This is a genomic window from Citrobacter sp. Cpo091 (assembly GCF_030332645.1).
Lineage (GTDB): Bacteria > Pseudomonadota > Gammaproteobacteria > Enterobacterales > Enterobacteriaceae > Citrobacter > Citrobacter portucalensis.
The window spans coordinates 100,288-116,668 of record NZ_JAOWHL010000028.1 but is presented as its reverse complement, the minus strand read 5'-3'; the positions used below and the strand labels follow the sequence as shown (position 1 = coordinate 116,668).

Sequence of the window (16,381 nt, the reverse complement as noted above, 5' to 3'; positions counted from 1 at the left end):
AACGAGTTATCAACGTTATCGGCATTCGCTGAGATAACTTTACGTTTGCAAAAAGGAAATCCTGAAGGGATGTGAAGCCTGGCGAGGGGAAGATAAAACGGGTGTGCAGCAACCACAAATCATTCACATAAAAACACCATAATTATCATGTAAATAACATTTATTTTCATCGGTGAGCACAGTCAGAATGGCCGAAATACGCATTTTTATGTGATTGAGATCACACATACGCATCGTAAATACCACAACAAAATGGATAAAAAATTAAAAAAAGTTGTATCCGTTTACGCTTTAATCCAATTTATATGATGAATACCTCGTTACCACTTAATAAGTATAAAAAATGAGTAACCAATCAATAAATGTTAAATCCTTACTGAGGGCTTTTTAGTGGCAAATGCAAACAAACTCACGTTGTTTATCGTGATCTTCATGCTGGCAGGGATCCTGTCGGGTGCGGTGATCCACTCTTATGCCTCCCCCGGCGTTGTGACCGCCTGGGCCGATAACATTACGCTTCTTACCGACATCTTTTTACGCCTGATTAAAATGGTGATCGCACCTTTAGTATTCAGCACCCTGACCGTTGGTATTATGCGCCTGGGAGAAACGTCCACCATCGGTCGCGTGGGCGGCAAAGCGATGATCTGGTTTATCAGCTCTTCTATATTGTCTATCCTGGTCGGTCTGTTTGTGGTTTCCCTTGAGCAACCCGGCAGCGGGCTGAACCTGGCGATCCCGCTGGAAGCCACCGACACCGGCCTGGCCGTAGGCGGCATGAGCCTGAAAGGTTTTCTGACGCATACCATTCCAACCAGCATCGCCGAAGCGATGGCTAACAATGAGATCCTGCAAATTGTGGTGTTCTCAATGTTCTTCGGTATTGGTGGCGCATCGCTTGGTGAGAAATTCAACGCCCCACTGGTTGCGGCGCTGGATGTGGTTTCCCATATTATGCTCAAAGTGACCGGCTACGTGATGTACGTTGCACCGCTGGCTATTTTTGCCGCCATATCTTCCGTCATCTCCACCCAGGGGCTGGGGATCCTGCTTAACTATGCGTCGTTTATCGGCGGCTACTATGTAGCGATTTTGCTGACCTGCCTGGTTCTGCTGGCTGTGGGTTATGTCATGCTGAAAAAAGAGGTATTTCGCCTGGTAAGCATGCTGAAAGACCCGGTTCTGGTCGCCTTCACCACCAGCAGTTCCGAAGCCGCTTATCCGAAAACGCTGGAGCAATTAACTAAATTTGGCTGCTCACCCAACATCGTGTCATTCGTGCTGCCTATCGGTTATTCGTTTAACCTGGTCGGTTCCATGGTCTATTGTTCATTTGCCTCCATGTTTATCGCGCAGGCCTATAATATTCACCTCTCCTTCGCAGAAATCACCGTCCTGATGCTGACGCTGATGCTGGCGTCCAAAGGGATTGCCGGTGTGCCGCGTTCAGCACTGGTAGTGCTGGCTGCAACCATCCCGAGCTTTAACATTCCGGTCGCCGGGATCCTGTTGCTGATGGGAATTGACCACTTCCTGGATATGGGACGTTCAGCAATCAACGTATTAGGTAACGGGATTGCAACGGCGATGCTGGCGCAGGATGAAGGTTTACTGGAAGAAGAACCGGAGCTGGTTGAGCGGGAAGCGTAAGAGGGAAATCTGCCGGATGCGTTACGCTAATCCGGCCTGCAACAGCAATCATTGTAGGCCGGATGAGTTATGGCGATTATGCGACGTGGGAAGCGGCAATATCCAGCAGCGCCATTTCTTCGCTGTTCAGCAGTTTCTCAATGTTGACCAGAATCAGCATCCGGTCACCCAGCGCACCCAATCCCGTCAAATATTCCGTCGACAGCGTGACCGCAAACTCCGGTGCCGGACGGATTTGATCCGTTGTCAGCGACAGCACATCCGAGACGCCATCTACCACAATTCCAACCACCCGCTGACCCAGATTAAGCACAATCACCACGGTGTTTTCATTGTAATCCACATCGCTCTGGCTAAATTTCACGCGCAGGTCGACGATAGGCACAATCACACCACGTAGGTTTGTGACGCCTTTGATAAACGCAGGCGTGTTAGCGATGCGCGTCACCTGATCATAACCACGGATTTCCTGCACTTTCAGGATATCGATACCGTACTCTTCATCCCCCAGCGTAAACACGAGGAATTCCTGACCTGACGGTTCGCCGGCCAGTTTAGTTACATTACTCATACCGGTCATATTATTCCCTTCTCACTCAATCAGGCGGCTGTGATCGCCACACGTTGTTCGCGGTTTAACCCCTGCAATGCAGAGACATCGACAATCAGCGCGACGCTGCCGTCGCCGAGGATCGTTGCAGCAGAAATACCTGGTACTTTGCGGTAGTTGCTTTCCAGGTTTTTGACCACCACCTGGTGTTGACCAATTAACTGATCCACCAGCAGCGCATAGCGACGCCCTGCACTTTGTAAAATGACCACTATGCCCTGAGTCGCTTCAGTTTTAGCGCCTTCAACCTCAAAGACTTTCCACAACTCAACCAGTGGTAAATATTCGCCACGCACTTCCAGAACGCGCTCTCCTCCGGCCAGCGGATGGAGATCTTCTTCGCGCGGTTGCAGCGATTCCATAACGGCATTCAGTGGCAGAATGAAGACCTCATCGGCCACACGCACGGACATCCCGTCGAGGATCGCCAGCGTCAGCGGCAGCAGAATGCGAATAGTGGTCCCCTGTCCCTGTTTAGACTGGATCTCAACATGACCGCCCATCTCCTGGATATTTCGCTTCACCACATCCATACCCACGCCGCGTCCGGAAACATCCGTCACCTGTTCGGCGGTCGAAAAGCCTGGCGCGAAGATCAACATACCCACTTCGTCATCGCTCATGTTTTCGTGGATCGGCATGCCCTGAGAGATAGCTTTAGCCAGGATACGTTCGCGGTTCAGGCCAGCGCCATCATCGGTCACTTCAATACAAATATTCCCGCCCTGATGCTCCGCGGAAAGCGTCAGATTGCCGATTGGGCTTTTGCCGGATTCAAGGCGTTTTTCCGGCAGTTCGATACCATGGTCGAGGCTGTTACGCACCAGGTGCGTCAACGGATCGATGATGCGTTCAATCAGGCTCTTATCGAGTTCGGTTGAACTACCTACCTGCGTCAGCTCGACCTGTTTACCCAGCTTACCAGCCAGATCGCGCACCAGACGAGGGAAACGGCTGAACACGTACTCCATTGGCATCATACGAATCGACATCACCGACTCTTGCAAATCGCGGGCGTTACGTTGTAACTGACCCATACTGGTGATGAGATCGCCATGATTGACAGGATCCAGTTCGTTAGAGCGCTGGGCCAGCATCGACTGGGTGATCACCAACTCACCGACCAGGTTAATAAGCTGATCAACCTTTTCTACCGCTACGCGGATACTGGTCGACTCGCTGGCGCGGGCGGGTTTTTCACGTTCCGCGCGGCTATGTGGTGCTTCACTGGCGGTAGCCTTCACCGCAGGTGCCACAGCAACCGGCTGCGGCTCAGTGACAACAGCCACCTCTTCAGCTTCAGCTGCCACAGGCGCTGCGCTGACGGTTTCAAATTCAATTTGGTCAGCTTCAATGACAAAGCAAAGCACCGCGATGATGTCATCTTCTGCCAGGTTGCCATCAAGCGTTGCTGATAACGTGTCGCTTCCTTTTACCACATCGGTTAAGGTCGCCAGATTCCCCAGTTCTTCTTCCAGTAAATCCACTTCGCTGGCTTTCAGACGCGAGAGAGTAATGCGTTTTTTGCTCTCTTCACTGACGGGTTCAGGCTTTGCAACCGCCTCTTCCTGCATCGCGGCGCTGTCAACAACGCTAAGTTTTGCTGAGTTAACAACTGCCGGTGCGGTTTCACCTTTCGCTTCGAGCGCTAACTGCCGTAACGCCTGGCAGATGTACTCAAAACTGTCGGCATCAGGCTCCACTGAGCTTTTATAGGCGTCGAGCTGTTCCTGCATAATATCTTTCGTTTCCAAAAACAGGTTGATAATGTCGGCATTGAGCTGCATCTCGCCACGCCGCGCTTCATCCAGCAGGTTTTCCATCAGATGGGTCGTTTCCTGCAAAATGGTAAAGCCGAAGGTGCCCGCCCCGCCTTTAATCGAGTGCGCTGCACGAAAAATGGCATTCAGCTGTTCGGAATCCGGGGCTTCAGGAACCAAATCAAGCAGGTGTTGCTCCATATCAGCCAACAGTTCGTCAGCTTCATCAAAAAATGTCTGATAAAAATCGCTAATATCCATGCTCACGCTATCACCTCGGATTGGCTGGTGGCGATGTGGGAACGCTTACCGGCGAGAGTTCCGCTGGCCGTTGTAAGACACTTACCGGCTCATTCTGGCTTTCAGCGTTTTCATGCAAAATGGCCTCTTCTGCCTGCTTATTGAGAACCAGCAGGCTAATACGGCGGTTGATAGCGTCTTCAGGACCGCGATCGCTCAGACGCATCGTGGCGGCCATACCTACCACACGTAATACTTTTCCATCATCCAGACCGCCGCTAACCAGCTCGCGACGCGATGCATTTGCGCGATCGGCAGACAATTCCCAGTTGCTGTACCCTTTCTCACCATTCGCGTAAGGGTAATCATCCGTGTGACCGGAAAGGCTGATCCGGTTAGGGATCCCGTTGAGCACTGGTGCAATCGCGCGCAGGATATCGCGCATATACGGCTCAACGTCAGCGCTACCGGTCTTAAACATCGGGCGATTCTGACTGTCGATAATCTGTATCCGCAGCCCTTCCTGAACCAAATCAATCTTTAAATGCGGACGCAGCGCTCGCAGTTTGGGATCGGATTCAATCAGTTGATCGAGATCGCCGCGAAGTTTGCTCAAGCGGCTCTGTTCCATACGTTTTCTCAGGTCATCAATATTCGGCTGCTTGTTCACCTCGCCCTGCTGCTGGGTGTAATCATCCCCGCCGCCTGGAATCGGGCTTTGGCTATTCGAAATACGATTTCCCCCGGTCACTGCGGTGGCCAGCGGTGTACGGAAATATTCGGCAATCTGGATCAATTCTTTAGGGCTGGAAATAGAAATGAGCCACATCACCAGAAAGAAGGCCATCATCGCGGTCATAAAATCGGCGTAGGCGATTTTCCACGAGCCATGCGCCCCACCACCGTGATTCTTATGTTTGCGTCGCTTTACAACGATAATGGGATGGGCCTGATTTTTCATGCGTCCTCGGTCGTCTGTTGCGCAGTTGGATTTCTCACCGCACGAACATGTTCTTCCAGTTCGATAAACGAAGGACGTTCGCTGGAGTACAATGTCTTACGACCAAATTCAACGGCAATCGGCGGCGCGTAACCATTCAGATTGGAGAGCAGCGTTATCTTCACGCACTGCATCATTTTGGTTGTTTCAGCGCTTTTCTGGCGCAGAACGCTGGCAAGCGGAGAAATAAATCCATAGGCCAGCAAAATACCAAGGAATGTTCCCACCATCGCATGCGCAATCAACGCACCCAGCTCTGCTGCCGGGCGATCGGCAGAAGCCAGCGCATGCACAACACCCATAACGGCCGCGACGATCCCGAATGCCGGTAGTGAGTCGCCGACCATCGCCAGACTATTCGCCGGGACTTCAGCCTCACTCTCATGAGTCTCAATTTCTTCGTCCATCAGCGCTTCAATTTCAAACGTATTCATGTTGCCGCTGATGATCAGGCGCAGATAATCGACAATAAAATCAAGCATTACAGCATCCGCAAGAATGCGCGGATAGCTGGCGAAGATTTCACTTTCTTTTGGGTTTTCGATGTCGCGCTCAAGCGAGAACATGCCCTGTTGACGTGACTTAGCCATCAGGCGATACAAGAGCGCCAGCAGATCCATATACATCGCTTTGGTGTATTTCGAACGACGGAAAAGCAACGGGATCGCTTTCATCGTCCCTTTGATGGCTTTCCCGTTATTGCCGACGATGAATGCCCCAATACCCGCACCACCGATAATCACCAGCTCAGCCGGCTGATAGAGTGCCCCAAGGTGTCCGCCGGTCATCATGTAACCGCCGAAAACTGTACCAATAACAACCAGGTAACCTAATAAGATAAGCACGACATCATCCTTTCGCAATTGACTATGACAGGATGCGCAGTCGGGCAATTAACGTAAGGTCAGGACAAAAAAAAGCAGCGGTAATCGCTTACCGCTGCTGGAGTGTTCATCCACACCATATCAGTTAAACAGCCTGTTCGATCTGTTCATCCAGCAGTTGTGGAATAATATCGGCAGCATTCTGGGAAAGTTTACGTCTTTTTACGGCCCGTGATGGCGGTTGGCATAAACTACAGGCAAAGCTGCCTGCGGGTTGGTGTGCGTGGGTGACAAAATTCCCACCGCAGCAATTGCATTGGGACAACTCCAGCAATCCGCTGTCGACAAATCGCACCAGCGTCCACGCGCGGGTTAACGCCAACAATGGCCCTTCTTCAGGCTGCGGACACTGCTCAAGATATAACCGATACGCCTTGATCACGGCATCCACGCCGCTACAGAGACCCGTTTTGAGCAGGAATTGCCATGCATTGCAAAACATCGACGCATGAATATTTTGTTCCCACGTCATAAACCAGTCGGTGGAAAACGGGAGCATCCCTTTTGGCGGAGGACTACCGCGTAATTCTTTGTACAGCTTGATTAATCGACCACGGCTTAATTGCGTTTCGCTTTCCAGCATTTGCAAACGGGCGCCCAATGTGATTAATTCCATTGCTAACTGGATATCACGCGCTTCCTGAACAATGCTTTTTTCGCTCATCATCAAGCCCTTTTCTTACGTGCTGCATCATCGATGTCGCTTAACAGGCGTGTTGAAAGCATGATACCAGTATGAATTTGCTGAAGATCGTCAACGCGGGAGTCTTGCGTCAGGCGAGTAACAGTCTGGTGATCGTCGAAACGGAAATGACATACCAGTTGGTTTGTTTCGGCCAGTTTGACCATTTGAGGAAGTGTTAATGTTGCCAACGTGTCCGCCATTTCCTCGCTGATACCAAGGCGAAACATCGCAGATGCTTTGTCCTGAACGATCAAACGCTGTGCAAGCAATAAATATGACAAATTGATGTCATAGATGTGTTTCAGCAACTCGGATGTATGCATTATTTGCATCCATAATAACCAACATTGTTTTCATGCGGTAAAACCGCACCCCGTGATGTCGCCGGGAAGGCCCGGTAAAAAAAAGCAAAAGGTCAAATACATAGCAGCGTGACGACACTTACGCGTTGTCTAAACATTCCCTTTTAAGAAGGCAGCGTCCCTTACAAGCTCACATCAATTCTTACAAATGTCTAAGATTTTTCCTAATTCGACGCAACTCTACCCGCCGTCAGTTACACATACAACGGAGGTATGCTGCGAATTTAAAGAATATGTGATCAAGATCACATAAACCAGCCAAACACTTAACATAAATCCATCAGCGCAGCTTTTACTTTGCTTATTTTTTAATCCGCAATCATCTATTTCAATTCCTGATGTACGAATATTCTTGCAATAAAACCGAATAGTATTTTGTTCACATCCGTTAATATCACGCCGTGAAATAGCGAGCTGGATCACATATTTAACTCAAAAAACTTTTTTAATTAAATTCTTTAGAAACAATAAGTTAAATATTTAGAGTGATTAATTAATACCGCGATGTGACGACCTTGCAAATGTTAATATATGTTTAATTTTTATTAACACATTGTTTTCATTAGCGGTGGGTTTCACTTAAGTAACCTGAACATATCTGCAACTAATATGAATCGATTATTCTATTTATAAGAATAATTAATGAATAATCATGATGACATTCACACTATCGAGGCGGGAAACGTTGCAGTATGGGGTAAGCTGAGTAAAGCTGAAAAGCCCTCTCATAATTCTTGAAAAAAAGGAGCGAGTTATGAGCTATTCGCACATTCTTGTTGCTGTTGCCGCCACCCCTGAAAGTCAGCAGTTGTTAGACAAGGCGGTTTCTATCGCTCGCCCTGTCAACGCCCGAATTAGCCTGATTACGCTGGTCTCAGACCCCGAACTGTATAACCAGTTTGCTGCCCCCATGCTGGAAGACCTGCGTGAAGTGATGCAGGAAGAGACTCAGGATTTTATCGACAAACTTAGCAAAGAAGCAGAATACCCCATTGAGCATACCTTTATTACCTATGGGGCTCTGAATGAACATATCCTGGATGTGTGCCGCAAACACGCCATTGATCTGGTCATTTACGGCAACCATAACCACAGTTTTTTTTCGCGCGCTTCCTGTTCAGCGAAAAGCGTGATTCATACCAGCCAGGTGGACGTTCTTCTGGTTCCGCTAGCTGGAGATTAATCCACAGTGCCACGACTTCATGCGAGTTTAGAACAGGAAGAGATATTGTCTGGCAGTTGGCATTGACTCCGACGCGGCGTGACTGTTTTAAGATCGCAAATGAACGTCGCCTGCCAGTTGTCGATATCGTTTTTAACGATAGTCTCAAGCATTTCCGCGTGGCGCGAGATACGTTCGGTAAGTGGCATCGTCAGCGCCTGGTTTAATGCGCCAGCCACTTCATCCCGGTCATAAGGATTAACAATAAGCGCGGAGGTTAGCTCGTTCGCCGCCCCGGCAAATTGCGATAAAACCAGCACGCCAGGGTTAGCAGGATCCTGTGCGGCCACAAACTCTTTCGCCACCAGGTTCATACCATCGCGCAACGGGGTCACCAACCCTACATCAGAGTAGCGGAAGATCTTCATCAGCAATTTACGATCAAAATACTGGTTCAGATAGTAAAGGGGCGTCCAGCCCAGTTGCCCATATTTGCCGTTGATTCGCCCTGCCTCTGTTTCCAGTTGGTGGCGAATATCCTGATAGGCCTGCACCTCTTCGCGCGAGGTCGGTGCTATCTGCGTATAGCGAATTTTACCGTGGTGCTGCGGATAATGTTCCAGTAAGGCCTCATAGGCCTGAAAGCGCTCCGGCAAGCCTTTGGAGTAATCCAGACGCTCCACGGAGAAAATATTCTGCACATTTTTAAGCTCCGCTTTTAGCTGTGCCAGTTTTGGCGGCAGCGGACCGGACGCCTGTCGTGCAATCTCATCCGGTTCAATACCGATGGGATAAACCTGAGTACGAAACGCTTTTCCCCATGCCAGGTGCTGCTTATCTTTATGCGTGGTCACCCGAGTCTGGGCTGCGAGACAGTCCAGAAAAGCCTGGCGATCGTTTTCGGTCTGGAAACCAAGCAAATCAAAATCACACATTTGCTCAAGTAGCGCCAGATGCGGCGGGAGCGCATTAAAAATTTCCGGCGTCGGAAAAGGAATATGCAGGAAAAAACCGATGCGATTACGCACGCCACGCTTACGTAACTCGCAGGCAAACGGCAACAGATGGTAATCATGAACCCAAATAATGTCGTCATCGCCAAGCAACGGCAGAAGTTTATCTACCAGTAAGGCATTAACCCGTTGGTAGCCTTCCCAGGCAGAGCGCTGAAACTGAACTAAATCCAGTCGATAGTGAAACGCGGGCCATAAAACCGCATTTGAAAACTGGCAGTAATACTCTTCGTAATCTTGCTCACTCAAATTAAACGAGGCCCAGGTGATATTGCCACGGGTGACCTTTTTTAACGGTTTATCCTCATTACCTGTATCACCACTCCAGCCAAACCATAAACCACCAGCAGCTTTTAACGCGCCCAGTACACCGACCGCGAGCCCACCCGCGCTCCCTTTGTCATCTGGTGAGGCGATACGATTAGATACTACGACTAAACGACTCATAGCCACCTCTTCTGTTATTCGTTGCTTTCGGTTCTTGCTGCGAAGAGTTATTTTTCTCCAGCCAGTGCCAGACATCCCTGACACCATCCAGACGCCATGTTGCCTGCGTCGGCCCGCTCCCTACCTTTACAGAAATACCGCCAGCGCGGTTAACTACAGCAAACCCTGTTTCATCTGTCAGATCATCACCGAAAAACACAGGGATCCGGCCAGCAAAAGGCGCTTCCTGCATAAATGCAGCTATCGCGTCGCCTTTATTACTGCCCTTAGGCTTTATTTCCACGACACATTTTCCGTGCTGCAGAGCAAGCTGCGGCCATTTGCGCGTGATGCGTTCAGCCAGGGTAACCAGCGCCGCTTCGTGTTCGGGTGCCTGGCGATAATGCAACGCGAAGGCCATGCCTTTGGTTTCAAGTGTTGCCCCCGGTAACATCACCAACGCTGCGTGTAATAACGCCCCGGCTTCACGTTCGATACCTTCAGGCAGGTTTACTATGTGCGTTTGACCATTGATGTCACGGCGTTCTGCCCCATGTACTCCGGCAAGCGGAAAACGAAACGGAGTAGTGAGTGCGTCAAGCTCAACCATTGAGCGCCCTGAAATCAATGCCAGCGCATCCGCATTCTGCGTCGCTAACTGATGTAGACATTGCAGGATTGTCTTAGGGACAACGACCTGGTCGGGAAAAGGTTTAATCTCAGCAAGTGTCCCATCGAGATCAAAAAAGTAAGCACAGTTTGCAGATTGTTCAGGGGGTAAAGTCAGTGATGCTGTCACCCGGTTATCCTCCTCATCATGGTCAGAACGCCACGCGGATCGCGGCGTATAGATGATGTATGACGGATATAAGTATAGACAGTGTGACCATGCTCGCCATTTGAAAAAACAATCGCCAGCCGGGTAGCGGCTGGCGACGGGCAGAAGCTAGACTAAAAAGTTGGGGTTTAAATCATCAAACGGTACGCTTCGCTTTTTGCTTATAACGGTCGAAGATCACCGCCGCCAGCAGGATGAGGCCACGAACCACATACTGCGCGAACGGAGAGATATTCAGCAGGTTCATCGCATTCTCAACCGTCCCCAGGATCAAGACCCCGGCCACCACATATGAGATTTTTCCGATGCCGCCTTTAAGCGAAACGCCCCCTAACACGCAGGCTGAAATCACGATCAACTCATAACCGATTGAGGTCATTGGCTGGCCGCTGGTCATACGCGATGCTAGGATAATCCCGGCAATAGCGGATACCAGACCGGAAAGAATAAAGATAATAATCTTGGTACGAACAACCGGAACCCCAGCCAGGCGCGCCGCCTCTTCATTGCCCCCAATGGCCAGCGTATTACGCCCAAACGTGGTTTTGTTCAGCAGTAAGCCAAAGACAATGAAACAAACGACCGTGATCCAAATAGGCGCCGGCAGACCAAACCAGTTAGCATAGCCGAGTGTGAAGAAACGCTCGTCTTCAATCCCGACTGCCTTACCGTCGGAGATAATATAGGCCAGACCACGTACAATCTGCATTGTCGCAAGAGTAGTGATCAGGGCGTTAATTTTTAACCGCGCAATCACGAACCCATTCACCAGACCACACAGAATACCGAGCAACAGCCCGGCAGCCACACCAATCCACAGACTTTCGGTCATGTTAATGACTACGGCAGTGGTAACACCAGCACAGGCAATTACAGACGCGACAGACAGGTCGAAATCACCGGATGCCAGGCAAAACAGCATCCCGCAGGCAACCATACCCGACATTGATACCGCCAGCCCTAACCCCTTCATGTTGATGAAAGTCGCAAAGTTTGGCACAAAGAGGGAACAAACCAGGAACAGCACGGCGAACACCACCAGCATGCCGTATTGGTCCCAAATGCGGCCCAGATTTAGCGCCGACTTCGTTGCGCCAGAACCCGATGTAGAAACGGAAGACATCATACTCTCCTTATTCAGGCTACAGCCTGGCTGACTTTAGGCATAGCAAGGCTCAACGCCTGGCGCTCATCCGCCTGTTCATGAAGTAACTCACCGGCAATTTCGCCTTCTCTCATCACCACTATACGGTCGGCGACACCGAGCACTTCTGGCAGGTCACTGGAAGCAAACAACACGGCCACACCGCGCGCTGCGAGGGCATAAATCACGTTGTAAATTTCATGTTTGGCGCCCACATCAATGCCGCGTGTAGGCTCATCCAACAAAATCACTTTCATCTCTTCCGATAACCAACGACCGAGAATAGCCTTCTGTTGATTACCGCCGGAGAGGTTCATGATCAGTTGCTCTGCACCCGGCGTTTTGATGTTGAGTGAACGAATATGGTGATCGGCATTGGTCTCTTCCCAGCCGTTGTTGATCACGCATCCCCCCAGAACATGCTTACGCCGTGCACTAATGTTGATGTTGTTGCGCACTGAATGGACCGGAATGATCCCTTCAGCTTTGCGATCCTCCGGGCACAGCATCATCCCCGCTTCAATGGCATGGCTTGGTTTACGGATATCGATAGGCTGTTCATCAATAAAAACCTGGCCCGCCGTGATACGCGTACCGCCGAACAGCCCTTTCATTAATTCGCTACGTCCGGCCCCCACCAGGCCAAACAGCCCGACAATTTCACCGCTTCGCACGGATAAGCTGATTGGCGTACGCACGCCTGGAGCTTTGACTTCATGCAGCCGCAGACGCTCTGTGCCATACGGTCTGGATTTCCAGCCATAGATATCCCCGAGGTCGCGCCCGACCATCGCCTGCACCAGCGCATCGTGATCGACCTGCTGCATGTCCGTGAACGTTTTGACGTAATGACCATCTTTAAACACGGTGATGGCATCGCTGAGAGCAAAAATCTCCTCCATACGGTGCGAAACGTACAGAATGATGCGTCCTTCGTTGCGCAGCTCACGGATGACGCGAAACAGATTCTCAATCTCGCGAGCCGACAGGGAGCTGGTTGGTTCATCAAAGGCGATAATTTTGGCGTTTCGCGCCAGCGCTTTTGCAATCTCCACCATCTGCCACTGGCCAATGGAGAGGTATTTCAGTGGGGTATCGGGATCGATATCCATCCCCAGATGCTTCAACTGGATTCCTGCTTCATAGTTCAGCAGCGAGCGGTTCACAATCCCGCCTTTGTGCGGTAACTGCCCTAAGTAAATATTCTCGGCAACGGTCATTTCCGGGACGAGATGCAGTTCCTGATAAATAATGGCGACACCGGCGTTGAGTGCGGCAGTGGTATCCGCGAACGAAACTTCCTGTCCGCGGATCGTCAGAGATCCCGTTGTTGGCGCATAGTTACCGCTGAGAATTTTTAAGAGTGTTGATTTCCCGGCGCCATTTTCGCCCATCAGCGCATGCACCTGTCCGGCATAGCAGTCGAAACTGATATCCGTCAGCGCCTTAACGCCCGGGAACGTTTTGCCAATGCCGCGAAATGAGAGATACGGGGTAGACTGTTGCATAACGTCTCCGTGAGTCAGGATTTTACCGGCCAGGAAAACCGCCGGACGTAGGCCCGGTAAGCACAGCGCCACCGGGCATTGCGCCGGAAGGCGGCTTCGCCTAATCCGGCCTACAACATCGCAGCACTTCTGTTACTTACCGCCTAAGCCTTTCTTCGCCAGCTCTTCTTTGAAGTTATCGCGGGTAATCAGCACCACATCTGTCACTTCAGTGAATGCCGGTGGCTCTGCACCTTTCGTTACCCAGTTGTAGAGCATTTCACTGGATTTGTAGCCGTGCACGTCCGGGCTTGGCAGCAGTGAACCGTAGAACCCGGTCGCTTCGCCTTTTGACAGTTCGCTCACCGCGTCAACGCCGTTGATTCCGATACCAATCACGTTTGGTGCTTTGAAGCCCTGCCCCTCGGTCGCACGTACGCCACCCAGCACGGTGTTGTCGTTCATGCCGACAATCAGCCAGTTTTTGACTTCAGGATGCTGAACCAGCATGGAGTTGGCGGCGTCAAATGCGCCGGGGATGTCATTCGATTTTGTTGGGACCTGGTAAATCTGTTTTTCCGGGAAGCCTGCGGCTTTAAGCGCTTCCATTGAACCAGAAGTACGACGACGTGCGGTATCCAGTTCGTTGGCGGTAATGGCCATTACGGCGGTGGATTTCACATCCCAACCGCGTTTTTGCATCTCTTTGTACAGCTCCTGGCCCTGGCGCTCACCAATTTTGGTTGCCGCCATCATCACCAGCGGCACGGTATCCATCGGCTTACCTTTAGCGTTGGCAAACTGGTCGTCGACGGCAATGACTTTCATATCGTAGCCACGTGCCTTAGCCATAATGGCTGGCCCCAGTTTTGGATCTGGCGTGCAAATCACAAACCCTTTTGCTCCACTTGCAGCCAGGCTGTCGATGGCGTTAAGGGTTTTCTCACCATCCGGAACGGCAATTTTAATCACCTCAAAACCAAGGTCTTTACCGGCTTTATCGGCAAATTTCCATTCAGTCTGGAACCACGGTTCTTCCGGCTGTTTGACCAAGAAACCGAGCTTCATGGATTCAGCGATAGCGGATTGTGACATAATGGCCGCCAGACCGATGGCAGCCAGCGCTTTAGTGAATTTGTGCATGGTTAACTCCAGCTTTAACGTTCTTTTATGTAGGGTAAAATCAGACGATTTTTTGTAATTCGGACGTAAAACAAGGCATTACCTTTTATTGATAAGATCAATGCCAGTGCTGAGAGTATTTTTAGCGGGAAATTGATTCTCCATAAGAGAGCGGCATCACACCACAGAATTACAGTAATTGCGTACATAAATTCAGCGGGAAATGACATAAAAAAACGCGGTTTTGTCGACGGGAAAAAAGAGGGGTAGCAGATTAGTCCATAACATCAGCCAACGAATCCTTGTTCCCGAATACCGAAGCATTCGGGAGCACAATGATTACCATCTGTAATAAATGTGGTCAGCGTGATCGCGAACCGGAATGTCATCTTCCAGCAGACGCGCTGAAAGCGTGAAAGCAAAATCGAAAATATGCCCTAACCCTTTGCCGCTAATAAGGTTGCCATCTTCAACAACCGGCGCATCAATATATTCTCCATCCGCGACGTTTTGCCACAGATCTCCCGAACACACGTAGCGACGCCCCTTCAGCAGGCCGTTGCCGCCCAGCACGCGCGCCGCCGCAGAACACACCGGGCAAATGAGTTTTCCCGCCTCGTCATGGCGAGCGATAAACTGGATGACAGCCTCACTGGCGGCAAGGTTAACGCTGCCCTGCGGCCCGCCGGGTAACACAACGGCATCATAAAGATCCGTCTGACGCGCAGCCAGCGTGCTGTCCATCACCATCGGCACGTCATGGTAGCTCACCACCGCACGGGACTCGGCGCAGGCCAGTGTTTCAACTTCGATCTGCAGGCGGCGCAGAATATCAATGGTAACAATGGCTTCCGCCTCTTCAAAACCAGGTGCCAGTAGCACGGCAACCTTTTTCATACACACTCCTCGATTTTTCCAAATACACCAAACAATAAATGTCGAATCATTCAGGCGCTTAACTTTATTAATTTCCACAAAACTGATCTGGCGCAAAAAAATTAGCCAGCAGATAGCGTTCACAGACGCGGGTCAATGGTGAAATTTCTTCATCCGAAGACCAGATAATCATCTGGCGACAGACAATACCTGATTGTGAAATTCCATTTCGTGATATGAAACATCATTTCATTATCAATATTTCAATTTAATTCTATAAATATCAATCCGTTATATTCACAGCATTTATATGCACAAGCGGAAAAATCACTAATATTGCTATGACAATATGTAAAAAATCATAAATACGCAGATTTAAGGATTTTCTTATGTCGGGACTGGAGTTATGCTGAATCTCGATCGGGAGCGAATATAATTCGTGATCACTAAAGGACCGGCGGAACGGATTTATTCTGCTAACAGTTTTAATTGTACGTAGAGGTGACGTGTAGCGGCAGCCCGTTGCACTGACGTTAGTAACGTACATCCCCCTTTCTGGAAATAAGGATATTGATATGGCTGCAGTTGGAATTGTTCATAAACTCAACACGCAAATGAACCTCGAGTTCTACGCATCGAATCTTTACCTGCATCTCAGTGAATGGTGCTACGAACACAGCCTGACTGGCACCGCAACCTTTCTACGCACCCAGGCGCAAGGTAACGTGACTCAAATGATGCGTATGTTTAATTTTATGAAAAGTGCCGGGGCTAACCCTATCGTCAAGGCTATCGATGTTCCAGGTGATGAACTAACTTCCCTTGAAGAACTGTTTCAGAAAACGCTGGATGAATACCAACAGCGTTACAGCAAGCTATCACGCTTAACCAATGAAGCAGAAGCCTTGAATGATGCAACAACCATTGATTTTCTTCACGATCTGGAAAAAGAGCAGCAGCAGGATGGCGTGCTGTTACAGACGATTCTTGATGAAGTCCGCAGCGCTAAACGTGCGGGACTGTGCATGGCGCAAACCGATAAGCACCTGCTGAACGTCGTGAACTATCAACATCACTAATCTTCAATTTTCATCGTGTTAATGCCGGATAACGATGCGACGC

The 16,381-nt window shown here is 50.1% G+C and carries 15 protein-coding genes; 3 read left to right on the top strand and 12 right to left on the bottom strand.

Translation table 11 applies throughout. From position 1 onward, the window contains the following. Positions 1–390: 390 nt before the first annotated feature. Positions 391–1,650 (top strand): dicarboxylate/amino acid:cation symporter, encoded by a 1,260-nt coding sequence (locus tag OGY04_RS04070; RefSeq protein ID WP_003833882.1) that lies wholly within the window; start codon positions 391–393, stop codon positions 1,648–1,650. A gap of 76 nt (positions 1,651–1,726) precedes the next feature. On the opposite strand, the gene cheW is transcribed toward OGY04_RS04070, so the two are convergent. The 6 genes from cheW to flhD form a co-directional block, all read right to left on the bottom strand. Continuing rightward, positions 1,727–2,230 carry a chemotaxis protein CheW gene (gene cheW / locus OGY04_RS04065; RefSeq protein ID WP_003034638.1) on the bottom strand — a complete coding sequence of 168 codons (504 nt, stop codon included), beginning with the start codon at positions 2,228–2,230 and terminating at the stop codon, positions 1,727–1,729. 20 nt (positions 2,231–2,250) lie between these two features. Then, on the bottom strand, positions 2,251–4,287 hold the full coding sequence (cheA, locus tag OGY04_RS04060; protein WP_286584822.1) for a chemotaxis protein CheA: 2,037 nt from the start codon (positions 4,285–4,287) through the stop codon (positions 2,251–2,253). 4 nt (positions 4,288–4,291) lie between these two features. Further along, positions 4,292–5,221, bottom strand: coding sequence for a flagellar motor protein MotB (motB, locus tag OGY04_RS04055; protein WP_286584820.1), 930 nt, complete (start codon positions 5,219–5,221; stop codon positions 4,292–4,294). Then, positions 5,218–6,105 (bottom strand): flagellar motor stator protein MotA, encoded by an 888-nt coding sequence (gene motA / locus OGY04_RS04050; RefSeq protein ID WP_003034628.1) that lies wholly within the window; start codon positions 6,103–6,105, stop codon positions 5,218–5,220. The genes motB and motA overlap by 4 nt, the downstream gene beginning before the upstream one ends. A 124-nt stretch (positions 6,106–6,229) precedes the next feature. Beyond that, positions 6,230–6,814: a flagellar transcriptional regulator FlhC gene (flhC, locus tag OGY04_RS04045; RefSeq protein ID WP_286584818.1), complete on the bottom strand. Its 585-nt coding sequence runs from the start codon at positions 6,812–6,814 to the stop codon at positions 6,230–6,232. Next, entirely contained in the window at positions 6,811–7,152 is a 342-nt protein-coding gene (gene flhD / locus OGY04_RS04040) for a flagellar transcriptional regulator FlhD (protein ID WP_003034622.1), read from the bottom strand. The genes flhC and flhD overlap by 4 nt, the downstream gene beginning before the upstream one ends. 793 nt (positions 7,153–7,945) lie before the next feature. Here flhD and uspC point away from each other — a divergent pair. Then, positions 7,946–8,374: a universal stress protein UspC gene (uspC, locus tag OGY04_RS04035; RefSeq protein WP_032943802.1), complete on the top strand. Its 429-nt coding sequence runs from the start codon at positions 7,946–7,948 to the stop codon at positions 8,372–8,374. A gap of 17 nt (positions 8,375–8,391) precedes the next feature. On the opposite strand, the gene otsA is transcribed toward uspC, so the two are convergent. From otsA to OGY04_RS04005, 6 genes are all read right to left on the bottom strand, one after another. After that, complete coding sequence (gene otsA / locus OGY04_RS04030; protein ID WP_032943805.1) at positions 8,392–9,813, bottom strand: alpha,alpha-trehalose-phosphate synthase; 1,422 nt, start codon at positions 9,811–9,813, stop codon at positions 8,392–8,394. Continuing rightward, on the bottom strand, positions 9,788–10,591 hold the full coding sequence (gene otsB, locus OGY04_RS04025; RefSeq protein ID WP_008785074.1) for a trehalose-phosphatase: 804 nt from the start codon (positions 10,589–10,591) through the stop codon (positions 9,788–9,790). The genes otsA and otsB overlap by 26 nt, the downstream gene beginning before the upstream one ends. A gap of 175 nt (positions 10,592–10,766) precedes the next feature. Continuing rightward, positions 10,767–11,753: an L-arabinose ABC transporter permease AraH gene (gene araH, locus OGY04_RS04020; protein ID WP_008785075.1), complete on the bottom strand. Its 987-nt coding sequence runs from the start codon at positions 11,751–11,753 to the stop codon at positions 10,767–10,769. A gap of 14 nt (positions 11,754–11,767) precedes the next feature. Continuing rightward, positions 11,768–13,282, bottom strand: coding sequence for an arabinose ABC transporter ATP-binding protein AraG (gene araG, locus OGY04_RS04015; RefSeq protein WP_003839135.1), 1,515 nt, complete (start codon positions 13,280–13,282; stop codon positions 11,768–11,770). A gap of 132 nt (positions 13,283–13,414) precedes the next feature. After that, positions 13,415–14,404, bottom strand: coding sequence for an arabinose ABC transporter substrate-binding protein (locus OGY04_RS04010; protein ID WP_003833897.1), 990 nt, complete (start codon positions 14,402–14,404; stop codon positions 13,415–13,417). Positions 14,405–14,722: 318 nt separating this feature from the next. Next, complete coding sequence (locus OGY04_RS04005; protein WP_286584817.1) at positions 14,723–15,280, bottom strand: DJ-1/PfpI family protein; 558 nt, start codon at positions 15,278–15,280, stop codon at positions 14,723–14,725. Between the two features lie 554 nt (positions 15,281–15,834). Here OGY04_RS04005 and OGY04_RS04000 point away from each other — a divergent pair. After that, entirely contained in the window at positions 15,835–16,338 is a 504-nt protein-coding gene (locus OGY04_RS04000; protein WP_003034597.1) for a non-heme ferritin-like protein, read from the top strand. Positions 16,339–16,381 lie beyond the last annotated feature (43 nt).

Excerpts from the sequence above, each read along its gene's own strand:
- cheW (WP_003034638.1), bottom strand. The coding sequence starts at position 2,230 with ATGACCGGTATGAGTAATGTAACTAAACTGGCCGGCGAACCGTCAGGT.
- motB (WP_286584820.1), bottom strand. The coding sequence starts at position 5,221 with ATGAAAAATCAGGCCCATCCCATTATCGTTGTAAAGCGACGCAAACAT.
- flhD (WP_003034622.1), bottom strand. The coding sequence starts at position 7,152 with ATGCATACATCCGAGTTGCTGAAACACATCTATGACATCAATTTGTCA.
- uspC (WP_032943802.1), top strand. The coding sequence starts at position 7,946 with ATGAGCTATTCGCACATTCTTGTTGCTGTTGCCGCCACCCCTGAAAGT.
- otsA (WP_032943805.1), bottom strand. The coding sequence starts at position 9,813 with ATGAGTCGTTTAGTCGTAGTATCTAATCGTATCGCCTCACCAGATGAC.
- araH (WP_008785075.1), bottom strand. The coding sequence starts at position 11,753 with ATGTCTTCCGTTTCTACATCGGGTTCTGGCGCAACGAAGTCGGCGCTA.
- araG (WP_003839135.1), bottom strand. The coding sequence starts at position 13,282 with ATGCAACAGTCTACCCCGTATCTCTCATTTCGCGGCATTGGCAAAACG.
- OGY04_RS04010 (WP_003833897.1), bottom strand. The coding sequence starts at position 14,404 with ATGCACAAATTCACTAAAGCGCTGGCTGCCATCGGTCTGGCGGCCATT.
- OGY04_RS04005 (WP_286584817.1), bottom strand. The coding sequence starts at position 15,280 with ATGAAAAAGGTTGCCGTGCTACTGGCACCTGGTTTTGAAGAGGCGGAA.
- OGY04_RS04000 (WP_003034597.1), top strand. The coding sequence starts at position 15,835 with ATGGCTGCAGTTGGAATTGTTCATAAACTCAACACGCAAATGAACCTC.